This window comes from Methylobacterium sp. A49B (genome assembly GCF_053346215.1).
Genome location: NZ_JBKFBO010000073.1, coordinates 22,425 through 34,018 on the forward strand (window position 1 = coordinate 22,425; position 11,594 = coordinate 34,018).

General features: G+C 71.0%; 11 protein-coding genes and 1 pseudogene. 7 read left to right on the forward strand and 5 right to left on the reverse strand.

Features of this window, described 5'->3' with window-relative positions:
• The first annotated feature begins 119 nt into the window (after window positions 1-119).
• Window positions 120-2,939 carry a PAS domain-containing protein gene (locus tag ACLBX9_RS08935; RefSeq protein WP_447718676.1) on the forward strand — a complete coding sequence of 940 codons (2,820 nt, stop codon included), beginning with the start codon at window positions 120-122 and terminating at the stop codon, window positions 2,937-2,939.
• A gap of 677 nt (window positions 2,940-3,616) precedes the next feature.
• Here ACLBX9_RS08935 and ACLBX9_RS08940 read toward each other — a convergent pair.
• Both ACLBX9_RS08940 and ACLBX9_RS08945 read right to left on the reverse strand, forming a co-directional pair.
• Window positions 3,617-3,814: a hypothetical protein gene (locus tag ACLBX9_RS08940; protein WP_091782746.1), complete on the reverse strand. Its 198-nt coding sequence runs from the start codon at window positions 3,812-3,814 to the stop codon at window positions 3,617-3,619.
• 278 nt (window positions 3,815-4,092) lie between these two features.
• Window positions 4,093-4,551 carry an NUDIX hydrolase gene (locus tag ACLBX9_RS08945; protein ID WP_447718677.1) on the reverse strand — a complete coding sequence of 153 codons (459 nt, stop codon included), beginning with the start codon at window positions 4,549-4,551 and terminating at the stop codon, window positions 4,093-4,095.
• A 245-nt stretch (window positions 4,552-4,796) separates the two neighbouring features.
• Between ACLBX9_RS08945 and ACLBX9_RS08950 the strand changes: the two genes are divergently transcribed.
• Window positions 4,797-5,270 carry a CYTH domain-containing protein gene (locus ACLBX9_RS08950; RefSeq protein ID WP_039894962.1) on the forward strand — a complete coding sequence of 158 codons (474 nt, stop codon included), beginning with the start codon at window positions 4,797-4,799 and terminating at the stop codon, window positions 5,268-5,270.
• 37 nt (window positions 5,271-5,307) lie between these two features.
• Entirely contained in the window at window positions 5,308-5,556 is a 249-nt protein-coding gene (locus ACLBX9_RS08955) for a hypothetical protein (RefSeq protein ID WP_010687560.1), read from the forward strand.
• Between the two features lie 39 nt (window positions 5,557-5,595).
• On the opposite strand, the gene ACLBX9_RS08960 is transcribed toward ACLBX9_RS08955, so the two are convergent.
• Both ACLBX9_RS08960 and ACLBX9_RS08965 read right to left on the reverse strand, forming a co-directional pair.
• A complete protein-coding gene (locus tag ACLBX9_RS08960) occupies window positions 5,596-5,895 on the reverse strand; it encodes a hypothetical protein (protein WP_010687561.1) in 300 nt (99 codons plus the stop codon).
• 431 nt (window positions 5,896-6,326) lie between these two features.
• A complete protein-coding gene (locus tag ACLBX9_RS08965) occupies window positions 6,327-6,557 on the reverse strand; it encodes a hypothetical protein (protein WP_010687562.1) in 231 nt (76 codons plus the stop codon).
• Between the two features lie 347 nt (window positions 6,558-6,904).
• On the opposite strand from ACLBX9_RS08965, the gene ACLBX9_RS08970 reads away from it, so the two are divergent.
• The 4 genes from ACLBX9_RS08970 (at window position 6,905) to ACLBX9_RS08985 (ending at window position 11,285) form a co-directional block, all read left to right on the forward strand.
• Window positions 6,905-8,476, forward strand: a complete 1,572-nt coding sequence (locus ACLBX9_RS08970; protein WP_039894964.1) for an ABC transporter substrate-binding protein — start codon at window positions 6,905-6,907, stop codon at window positions 8,474-8,476.
• A 661-nt stretch (window positions 8,477-9,137) separates the two neighbouring features.
• The gene (locus ACLBX9_RS08975; RefSeq protein ID WP_447718678.1) at window positions 9,138-10,472 is read left to right on the forward strand and encodes an MFS transporter; all 1,335 of its coding nucleotides are present in this window, start codon (window positions 9,138-9,140) and stop codon (window positions 10,470-10,472) included.
• A 143-nt stretch (window positions 10,473-10,615) separates the two neighbouring features.
• Entirely contained in the window at window positions 10,616-10,795 is a 180-nt protein-coding gene (locus ACLBX9_RS08980) for a hypothetical protein (protein WP_447718679.1), read from the forward strand.
• 76 nt (window positions 10,796-10,871) lie between these two features.
• Window positions 10,872-11,285: a VOC family protein gene (locus ACLBX9_RS08985; protein ID WP_447718680.1), complete on the forward strand. Its 414-nt coding sequence runs from the start codon at window positions 10,872-10,874 to the stop codon at window positions 11,283-11,285.
• Window positions 11,286-11,506: 221 nt separating this feature from the next.
• Here ACLBX9_RS08985 and ACLBX9_RS08990 read toward each other — a convergent pair.
• Window positions 11,507-11,594: pseudogene (locus ACLBX9_RS08990) on the reverse strand (porin family protein); the annotation flags it as partial.

Below are 11,594 nucleotides of genomic sequence, written 5' to 3' on the forward strand. Positions count from 1 at the left end.
CAACAGCTTACCGTCACGGCAACGATCGGTTCGCCACGCCGCCAGAACTGCGTTGCATGGACTCACTTGGGAGGGTCAGGGACGTGGGCTATGACGCTCCCGTGTCGCGGAACAGGACAATGCCCCGCCCGTCGGGTTTCGAGCCCCAGCATCCCCAGCGGCTCGCCGCCCTGCGGGCCTACGCCATCCTCGACACCCCGCCGGAGCGCGAGTTCGACGAGATCGCCGAGATGGCCGCCCAGGCCTGCGGCACGCCGATGGCGCATATCAACTTCGTCGATGCCGACCGGCAATGGATCAAGGCCGCATTCGGCCACGCGGTGCGGGCGATGCCCCTCGACTTCGGGTTCTGCACCGAGGCAATGCGCGAGGAGGGCGCCCTCGTGCTGCCGGACCTCACGGCGATGCCGGACAGCGCCGCCAATCCCCTCGTCACCGGCGAGCCGCATCTGCGCTTCTACGCCGGCGTGCCCCTCGTGACGCCCGAGGGCTGGGCGATCGGGACGCTCTGCGTCCTCGACCGCGTGCCGCGCACGCTGACCGACCAGCAGCTGTTCATCCTCAAGGCGCTCGCCCGGACCGTGATGACGCAGCTGGAGACCCGCTGCGCAGAGGCCGCCCTGCGCCGCAACGAGGAGCGCTACCGCTCGCTCTTCGCGTTCATCGAGTCTGGCTTCTGCCTCGTCGAGATGGTGTTCGGGGAAGGTGATCGCGCGATCGACGGACGCTTCCTGGAGGTCAATCCCGCCTTCGAGCGGCAGACGGGCCTGACAGACGCGGTCGGCCGACAGTTGCAGGATCTCGTGCCCGCACCCGAGCAGCGCTGGCTCGATCTCTACGGCCGGGTCGCCTTGACCGGGGAGCCCGTCCGCTTCGAGCAGGAGGCCAAGGCGCTGGGCCGCTGGTACGACGTCCACGCCTACCGGGTCGACGGGCCGGGGCGGAACCGGGTCGCCATCCTGTTCAACGACATCACCGAGCGCCGCCGGAGCGAGCTGGCGCTCCAGGCACGGGAGGCCGAACTCCGTCTGGTCGCGGACGCCATGCCGGTGCTGATCGCCTTCATCGACCGCAACCTCGTCTATCGGTTCGCCAACGCCGCCTACGAGACCTGGACGGGCCGGTCGGCCAGCGCGGTGGTCGGCCAGACGGTCCAGGGTCTCCTCGGCGCGGAGGGTTTCGAGGCGCGGCGCGCGGCCATCGCGCAGGCCCTCGCCGGGCACGAGGTCCGCCAGGAATGGGCCTGGACCTTCCCGGACGGGGAGGCCCGGACCGCCGACACCCGCTACCTCCCGCGCCGGGACGCGGAGGGGCGGGTCGACGGGTTCTACGTGTTCGCGCACGACGTCTCGGAGCGGACGCGGATCGAGGCGCTGCTCCAGAGCCGGGCGGAGCGCCTGGAGGCCCAGGTCGCCGCCCAGACCCGCGACCGCGACCGGGTCTGGACGCTCTCGCCGGTGCTGAAGCTCGTCGCGGACCGGGACGGGCGGGCGCATGCGGTGAACCCCTCCTGGAGCCGGGCGCTCGGCTGGTCGGAGGCCGAGACCCTGGGCCGGCCCGCCCTGGACTTCGTCGCGCCGCCGGAGCGCGCGGCGGCGCAGGCGGCCCTGGAGCCGCTCTGCGCGGATCGCCGCGTGGAGGATGTCGAGCTGTCCTGCCTGACCCGCGCGGGCGACCGGCGGCGCGTCCTCTGGACCGTGGTCCCGGAGGACGGGCTGTACTACGGGTTCGGGCGCGACATCACCGAGCAGCGCCAGGCCGAGGAGGCGCTGCGGCAGTCGCAGAAGCTCGAGGCCATCGGCCAGCTCACCGGCGGCGTGGCGCACGACTTCAACAACCTGCTGACCATCATCCGCTCGTCCGTCGAGTTCCTGCGCCGGCCCGAGCTCGCGGAGGAGCGCCGCCGCCGCTACCTCGACGCGGTCTCCGACACGGTCGACCGCGCCGCCAAGCTCACCGGTCAGCTCCTCGCCTTCGCCCGGCGGCAGGCGCTGAAGCCCCAGGTCTTCGACATCGGCGCGCGCCTGCGCAGCATCGCCGACATGCTCGACTCGGTCACCGGCGCGCGCATCCGCGTCGCCATCGAGCTGCCGGACGCGCCCCGGTTCGTGCGCGCCGACGAGAGCCAGTTCGAGACGGCGCTGATCAACATGGCGGTCAACGCCCGGGACGCCATGGACGGCGAGGGCGGCCTGACCCTGCGCCTCGAGAGCGACCGGCCGATGCCGCCGATCCGCGGGCATGCCGGCGCGCGCGGGCCGTTCGTGGCCGTCCGGGTCACCGATACCGGGTCGGGGATCCCAGCCTCGGAGCTCGGGCGGATCTTCGAGCCGTTCTTCACCACCAAGGAGATCGGCAAGGGCACCGGGCTCGGCCTCAGCCAGGTGATCGGCTTCGCCAAGCAATCGGGCGGCGACATCGACGTGGAGAGCGCCGTCGGCCGCGGCACCACCTTCACCCTGTACCTGCCGCAGGTCGAGGCCTCCGCGGCGTCGGACGATGCCGAGTCCGACGACCGTCGGGAGGTGGAGCCCCAGAGGGGCCTGTGCATCCTCGTGGTGGAGGACAATCTCGGGGTCGGGCGGTTCTGCACCCAGATCCTGGAGGATCTGGGCCACGCGCCGGTCTGGACGAAATCCGCCGAGGAGGCACTGGCCGAGCTCGACAGGACGCCGGACCGGTTCGACGTGGTCTTCTCGGACGTGGTCATGCCGGGCATGGGCGGCTTCGCCCTCGCGCGGCACCTGCAGGCGAGCCGCCCCGACCTGCCGGTGGTGCTGACGTCCGGCTACAGCCACGTCCTCGCCAAGGACGACACCCACGGCTTCGCCCTGGTGCGCAAACCCTATTCCGCCCAGCAGCTCGCCCAGGTGCTCTACGGGGCGGCGAAACGGCGGATCCGGCCGCGCCACGCTGCAGATGAGCTCGCGCACGACTGAGCACGACTGAGCACGACTGAGACCGTGTGCGGTTGATCCCTTCGGCGCCGCCGCCCTTGTGGGCGCAGCGAAGCGCCCCCGGGGTGGGCTCCACGTCGTTCGGCCTCGCACCAGCCCTGGGGCGCTTCGTTGCGTCGCTCGATCCGGCCGCGGCGTCCCTGCAGGGGCTGACGACGCTGGAGCGGACATCCCCGGCCGGCTCCGAACGGGAACGCGACGGTGATGGCGAGCCCAGGAACAAGGTCATCCGACCCGGGTTGACCGCAGTGCAGCACCGCGACGGCGTCGCCGTGCTGCAGCCCCTCGTGGGCGTTTCCTCCCTAGACTTCGGACCGCTTCCTCAAGGGCGGTCTTTTTTTTGCGCGTCGCCCGGCAGTCACGGCCGGACAGGCCGAAAATCGTCGCCGGGTTCGGAACCCGCCGGGGGATACACCATCCATCGGCGTCCTGCGGCCGGGCTCGCTCCGCCGCGCCAACCGCGCCAACCGAGCCGTTCGGGCGGCAAGCGCACCCGTGGACGCGCCGACGTCCCCACGGGCGGGGCCAGGGATCCGGGACTGGCGCGCGGTCAGGAACCGCGGCGTATCCGGATCGCGTCGCTGCGCTCGCAAGGACGATCGGTTCGCATGACGACTTTGGGCGGCGGGGACCAGGCTGTCCCACGCCGCCCGGTCCGCTTACTCCGCGGCGGTCATCTCCGGCGTGTAGTGGCCGCACCAATCCTGGGCGGCGACCACGGGCCAGAGCCCCTTGGACTCGGGGGCGGGCTGGCTCACGGGCGGGTTGAAGCGGCACAGGCCGGCATCGTTCTGCGCGACGGCACCGTTGCCCTTGTGCTCATCGAAGAACCGGCAGGTCTCGCACTTCGCGTTCATGGTCAGGCTCCTGGGAAATCGGCGGCGCGGGGCCGCCCGGCAGGGAGAGTCGCCTTGGACCTTAGAAATGATCCAATCTGCTGGACCAACGATCGGGCGGAGGGCCGGTTCCTCCAACCGGCCGGCGCCGGAACCGCGCCCCTGGGCCGAAGAACTCCCGTCACCCGGGCACCATGCGCCGGATCAGCCCTGCGCGGCGGGGCCCGTGGACGACCCGCTCCGCGCGGGGGTTCGCTCCGCGCCGGATCGTCCGCCCGATCCCTCCGCTGTGGAGACGCTCAGGCGCGGCCGTCGCGATCCGGCGCCGCGAATCCCTTCAGCAGGCGCTGGAGTTCGTCCTCGTGGACGAGGCGCGCCGCCTCCTCCGGGCGAAACCACCGCAGCGTGCGCTGATGCCGCTCCGGCCAGCGCTCGTGCTGGACCTCGACCCGCAGCGGGTAGACGCGCACCTTGCAGGGGAGCGCCAGACCGTGATCCAGGCGCTTCTCGTAGCGGTACCGGCCGACCGGGCTCGCGGCGATCCGCCCCTGAAGGCCGGCCTCCTCGTAGGCCTCGCGCTCGGCCGCGCGGTGCGCCTTCCGGCCGATCATCGGCCAGCCCTTGGGAATGATCCAGCGCCCGGTATCGCGCGAGGTGATCAGCAGCACCTCGAGCCGGCCGTCCGCACCGACCCGGAACGGAAGGGCCGCAACCTGCTTGAGCGGCTTGGCCTGCGCCTTCCGCAGAAGCTTCTTCATGTTGGGCCGCTTGGATACCGTCTTCAGCGCTGACCTCGAGGATAAAAGGGGACGATTGTTCCGGGCGTGATTCTGCAATCGCCGAGCGCCCCGTGCTTTTACATAGTTGAAGATGGCGAATTTACATCCGGTCGCGCTGGTCGGCGCGCCATGCCTGTAACGCTGTGCTCAGCGGCGCGCGCACCGCTTGTGTTGCGCGCCCTTGTCCGCGTAACCACTTCCAGCCCATGGCAGCGAGTTGCGGCATGCCTGTCGAGATCGAGCGCAAATTCATCGCGCACCCGTCCGTGCTGGCCCTGTGCCGGTCGGGAACGCATTTTGTTCAGGGCTATCTCTACACCGATGACGCCAACACGATCCGCATCCGACAAGCGGGCGAGCGCGCGCTGATCACCTGGAAGAGCCCCCGGCGCGGCGCCTGCCGGGACGAGATCGAGTTCGCCATCGAGCCGGAGGACGGGGCCGCCCTGCTGGCCGCCGTGCCGGCCGGCCGGCGCCTCGAGAAGACCCGCTATCGGGTCGATCATGCCGGTGCCGTCTGGGACGTCGACGTGTTCGGCGGCGCGCTCTCGGGCCTGATCCTGGCGGAGATCGAACTCGAGCGCGAGGACCAGCCGGTGGTGCTGCCGCCCTGGATCGAGGGCGAGGTCACGGCGGACGCGCGCTACCGCAACTCTCGGCTGGCCGCCGGGGCCCTGCCGGAGCGACGGGCGGCGTGAGACGTGAACGTCCGGGCTCGGGCGCCGTTCTCAGGGCATGCCTCAGAGCCTGATCACCTGGACCCAGGACGTGACCGCCGGCGTGCCGCTCCCGCGCTTCATCGGGCGGGTCGGCGCCGTCCAGGTCGGGATCTGCGAGTACGACGGCTCGAACCGGCTCTGGACGTGGTGGAGCCCCCTCGCCGAGGAGATCTGGGGCCACGGGCAGGATGCCGCGGGCGCCCAGCAGGGCTGCGAGGCGTGGCTGCGCGGCTGGATCGAGAACTTCAGACCGTTCTTCACCTGAGGCTGCGGAACGCCGCAACCTGCAGGCTCAAGGCGCTCCTCAGCGGGCGTAGTGCGGCAGGCGCCGCTTCCAGCGCTCGCCGAGCCGCAATTCCTTCGTGCGGCGCCACGACGTGGGGCGGGGCGACGGGTCCTCGCCGGCCGCGGCCGGTGACGTGCGCAGGGGCGACGCTGCGACGGCAGGTTCAGGACGGGGAGCGGCCGGTGGGACCTGCAGTGCCGGCTCCACCACGGGCTCGGCGCGCGTGGCTTGAGCCGCCGCGGGCGCCCGCTCGCGCCGCGTCCGCCGGGCCGGCGGCGCGACAGGCTCGGGCTCGGGCTCGGCCGGGACCTCAAACATCGGGACAAGGCTCGGCAGAACGCGCCGGGCCGGCGCCGGCGGCTCCTTCTGCTCCGGCCGCTGCGCCGAAGGCGCCGGAACGTCCGGTCTTGGCGACGGCTGCGGCGGCGCCACCGCGGCCTGAGCCAGTTCCGGCCACAGGCCGGCGTCCGGGCGCGACCGCATGTCGGGGGAGGTCAACGTTGCGCGTGCGCCACGGGTGCTCTTGACTTCGACCATGAATGGTCGCGCGCTGCGGCGCTTCATGTAAAACGATCTCCGGAAGCATTCGAGCCGGCACTTCAACGGCACGAACACACATAGGCTAAGCCTGATCTGCGGAAATGTCCAGAAAGACAAATCCGTACCCATCAGGTTTCTCTGGGTTTTTCGCCGCGATTAAGGGCCGGCGGCGGCGAAACCGCCCGGAGGCGGGCGCGCCGCCGGATCGATCAGGCGGCCCGGGCCGGAACCGGCGCGGCCTTCGACGGGGCGCGGCCGGCCTCGAACAGCGACTGGTACAGGGCGGCCGGCGTCCGGGTCCGGCCATTGCCGTCCGTGATCGTCACCTCGGCCATCCCGGCCGCGATCAGGCTCATGCCCTGGTCCAGGGCGGTAAGCAGGGACGCGTGCTGATAGGCGAACCGGCGCGCGGACAGGCGTGCGGACACGATGAAGTTCATCAAGACAATCCTGGAATGCCCCGCCCGCTGACGGGACCGGTCTGGCAGCAGCGCCGAAGTCGGGAGCGCCCCCGAGCGGCACCCCGTTGGCCGGGCCCGGTGACGTCTCTCCAGTGGCCACAGATAAAGTCTTTATCTTGACGAAAGCTTGTTCACACAGCTTTCCACAGGCCCAATGTGGTTTTGACAAACTAAGCCGGCTGGCGCCGAGCCGTGGCACCGGGACGGGTCCGGCGATCCCGACGGCGGAAAGCCGGAGCCGCGAAGCGGCTTGGCATACCCCGTATCAATCCATGGCCCGGCGCATGCTACGATCCATCGGTCTTCACCGGATGGAACAGGCTGGCATGCTGAACAGACGGACTTTCGTGGCGCTCTCGGGCGCCGCTCTCGCGGCCCCGGCACTGGCGCAGGGTACGGCCGCCCGGACCCTCAAGTTCATCCCGCAGGCCGACCTGACGGTGCTCGATCCGATCTGGACCACCGCCTACGTCACCCGCAATCACGGGCTCGCGGTGTTCGACACGCTCTACGGCACGGATTCGGCCTACGCGGCCCAGCCGCAGATGGTGGCCGGCCACACGGTCGAGGACGACGGCAAGCTCTGGCGCCTGACCCTGCGGCCCGGGCTGACCTTCCACGACGGCAGCCCCGTACTGGCCCGCGACTGTGTGGCGAGCGTCGCCCGCTGGGGCAAGCGCGACGCCATGGGCCAGACCCTCATGGCCTACACGGACGAACTCTCGGCCCCGGATGACCGGACGATCCAGTTCCGCCTGAAGAAGCCCTTCGCGCTCCTGCCGGACGCGCTCGGCAAGGTCGGCTCCTCGATCTGCGCCATCATGCCGGAGCGCCTCGCGAAGACCGACCCGTTCACGCAGGTGACCGAGATGGTCGGCAGCGGCCCGTTCCGCTTCAAGGCGGACGAGCGCGTGGTCGGCGCCCGGGTGGTCTACGAGCGCTTCGACGGCTATGTCCCCCGCGAGGGCGGCACGCCGCAATGGACGTCGGGTCCCAAGCGCGCCTTCGTCGACCGGGTCGAGTGGACCATCATCCCCGATCAGGCGACCGCCGCCTCGGCCATGCAGACGGGCGAGATGGATTGGTGGGAGCAGCCGCCGGCCGATCTCGTGCCCACGCTGCGCGGGCTGACGACGCGGATCACCGACCCGACCGGCCTGATCGGCTGCCTGCGGATGAACCAGCTCCAGCCGCCCTTCGACAACCCGGCGATCCGGCAGGTGCTGCTGAAGGTCGTCGACCAGACCGACTTCATGCAGGCGGTGACCGGCACCGACCCCAAGCTGATCCACGTGCCGACCGGCTTCTTCTGTCCCGGCCTGCCGATGGCGAGCGATGTCGGCCTCGACGCGCTGACGGCCAAGCGCGACTATGCGGGCGCCAAGGCGGCGCTGGCGGCGGCCGGCTACAAGGGCGAGAAGGTGGTGCTGATGGGCGCCTCCGACTTCCCCAGCCTGAAGGCGCTGGCGGACGTCGCGGCCGACATGCTCACCCGTGCCGGCTTCAATGTCGACTACCAGATCATGGACTGGGGCTCGGTGGTGCAGCGGCGCGCCAAGAAGGACCCGGTCGCGCAGGGCGGCTGGAGCGCCTTCTGCACCTTCTGGGCCGGGCTCGACCAGGCGAATCCGGCGGTCAGCGCCTTCCTGCGCGGGACGGGGCAGACCGCCGCCATCGGCTGGCCCACCAGCGACAGGATCGAGGCCCTGCGGGATCAGTGGCTCGACGCGCCCGACACCGCCGCGCGGAAGGCGCTCGCGGGCGACCTGCAGAAGCAGGCCTTCATCGACCTGCCCTACCTACCCCTCGGGCAGTACTTCAACCAGACCTCGTACAAGCCGTCGCTCACGGGGGTCCTCGAGGGCGTGCCGGTGTTCTGGAACGTCAAGAAGGGGTGAGGCGCAGGGCCACGAACGCGGGTTGACGAGGCTTGGCGGAACCGCGGATCGACAGCGCCGTCGTTCCGGGACTGCGCAGCGGGGCCCGGAACGACGGCGTTGTCGTTACACGGAAATCGACACACCGAAGCGTTGCAATGCGGGAACCCGATTTCGCCGCCCTGGCCCATGGCGCGGGATCGGCGGGTCGGGGCTCGTGCGCGCCCTTCTTCCGGCTCCCCGAACGGAGAAACGGTCGCGTTCCTGTCCAGGGATCGTGCAGAATCGGCTTCGCGTCTTTGCGCGCGCAGCGAAGCAATCCAGCGGCGCCCCGCCTGACCGAGGCCCCGCATCCCTGGTTTGCTTCGCTGCGCGCGGAAAGACGAGCCGGCAACCGGCCCCTGCGGCACCTCTGCAAGAGCCTACTCTGTCGCCGGTTCGGCGTTCTTCCACGGTATCCTGCCAGACGAATACACCGTCACGGTCAACAGATCCGGTCCATTGAAGCTCCGTGAGCGCTTCCCAGCCGCGTCGGGAACGGGTTAAGCAGGGTCGGCACAGGTCGCCGCCAGAGCCGACCGGCCCGCGAGGAAGCCCGGGATGTCCGTCTCATCGCCAGCGCGGCGGTGCCTCGACGCCCTCGACGCCGCGCGGATTCCCTGACGCGACGAGGACACGCTCGATGACAGGCTTGGCGACAGGCTCCCCGGACGAGGCCGCCCTGGAACGCTCGGCGATGCGCCGGATCGGCTGGCGGCTCGTGCCGTTCCTGATCCTCGCCTACTTCGTCTCGTTCCTGGACCGGGTGAATGTCGGCTTCGCGGCGATCCAGATGAACCACGATGTCGGCCTGTCGGCCACCGTATTCGGCTGGGGCGCCGGCATCTTCTTCCTCGGCTACTTCCTGATGGAGATCCCCAGCAACCTGATGCTGGAGCGCTTCGGGGCCCGGCTCTGGATCGCCCGGATCATGGCGACCTGGGGGCTGATCTCCGCCGCCATGGCGCTCGTGCAGGGGCCGTGGTCGTTCATCGGCCTGCGCTTCCTGCTGGGGCTCGCCGAGGCCGGCTTCTTCCCCGGCGTGATCCTCTACCTCACCTACTGGTTCCCCTCCGCCTACCGGGCGCGGATCATCGGGGTCTTCATGATCTCGATCCCGATCTCGTCGTTCCTCGGCTCGCCGATCTCCGGCGCGCTCCTCAACGTCACGGGCTTCGGCCTCGCCGGCTGGCAGTGGCTGTTCATCCTCGAAGGGTTGCCGGCGGTGCTGCTCGCCGTCGCGGTCCTGTGGCTGCTGCCGGACGGCCCCCGCGACGCGGCCTGGCTGCCGGCGGCCGAGCGGGACTGGCTGGAGCGGCAGCTCCAGGCCGAGGCGGCGCGCAACACACGGCGCGGCCAGCCGGCGAAGCCGCCGCTGCGGGAGATCCTGAGCGACCGGCGGCTCCTGCTGTTCGCCGCCATCTATTTCGGCTCGACGGCGAGCAGCTACGGGCTCTCGTTCTGGACGCCGCAAATCGTGAAGAGCTTCGGCCTCGGCAATGTCGAGACCGGCCTCCTGAACAGCATCCCGTACGGCTTCGCCTCGGTGGCCATGATCCTCTGGGGCCGGCACAGCGACAAGACCGCCGAGCGGCGCTGGCACCTCGCGCTCTCGTTCCTGGTCCTGGCGCTGGGGCTCGCGGGCGGCACGGTGCTCACGGGCCTCGGTCCGGTGGTCGCCGCGCTGACGGTGGCGGCGGTGGGCGTCTATATGCTGAAAGGTCCGTTCTGGGCGCTCGCCACCGAGCAGATGCCCCCCGCCACGGCGGCGGCGAGCATCGCGGCGATCAACGCGGTGGGCAACCTCGGCGGCTTCCTCGGTCCCTACCTGATCGGCGCCATCAAGGACGGGACCGGCAGCTTCACCCTGAGCCTCGTGCCCCTGGTGCTGTTCGCCCTGACCTCCGCCGGCCTGTCGCTGGTCCCGGGCCGGACCCCGCGGCCGGACCCGGGCGCGCCGCGCCCATCGACCGCCTGAGCGACCGCCTGGGCGCGGGCCGGCCGCGAACCGGGACCGGGATCGGCCGGTTGGCCCCGGTGCAGGCATCGCCCGGCGCGGGGCCGATCCGCACCGGATCGGATCCCGCGGGCCGGGCGCGCCGATGACCGGGAGCGGGAACCATGACCCTGGACGACGCCGTGCGGGACGCCATCCTGGCGGAGCTGAAGCGCCAGGCCGAAGCGGAGGATCCCGCGCCGCAGGTGGACCTGTCGGAGTCGGGCTACGCGCGGATCACGGGGCGGATCGACCTCGAGGCCCTGCAGATGGTGATCGCCGGCGCGATCACCGGGGGACCGTGAGGCCCGCGACCCGACGCCGGAATCCCCGCCGGGCGGCCGCGGGCCGCCGCGCCTGAGCGGCTGACGGGAGGTCGTCATGCCCAAGCTCAACGCCATCCTGGAGACGGCGCTGTACGTCGCGGATCTCGACCGCGCGGAGGCCTTCTACCGCGACACGATGGGGTTGCCCTGCATTTACACCGACTTCCGCATGCGGAGCTTCGACGTCGCCGGCCGCGGCGTCCTGCTGCTCTTTCCGGAAGGCGGCTCCCTGCAGCCGATCGCGACGCCGGGCGGCCTCATCCCGCCCCATGACGGCCGCGGTCCGGCCCATGTGGCGTTCTCCATCGACGTCGATGCCCTCGCGGCCTGGGAGGACCATCTCGCGGCCTCCGGCGTGACCATCGAGGGGCGCACGCGCTGGCCACGGGGCGGCATCAGCGTCTACTTCCGCGATCCGGACGGGCACCTGCTCGAACTCGCCACCCCCGGCCTCTGGAAGGGCTACTGAGCCGGCCGGACGACCCCGTCGCCGCCGAGCAGCCTGCCGCGCATCGTCGTCCTTGCGAGCTCAAGCGGGGAGGTTCGTCCGATCGCAGGGACGACGGCCTGAAGGACACGGCCTGAACGGCGAAGGGGCCGCCCCCTCGCGGAAGCGGCCTCTCCAGATGCCGGATCGGCATCGCGCGGGGTGCGCGCAGCGGTCGGGATCCCGACCGCTGCGGCGTGGTCTCAGTACGAGCCGAACTTGTAGTTCAGGCCGGCGCGGACGACGGCGAACTCGTCGGCGCGTCGTCCGATCGGGCTGTAGACGGCCGGG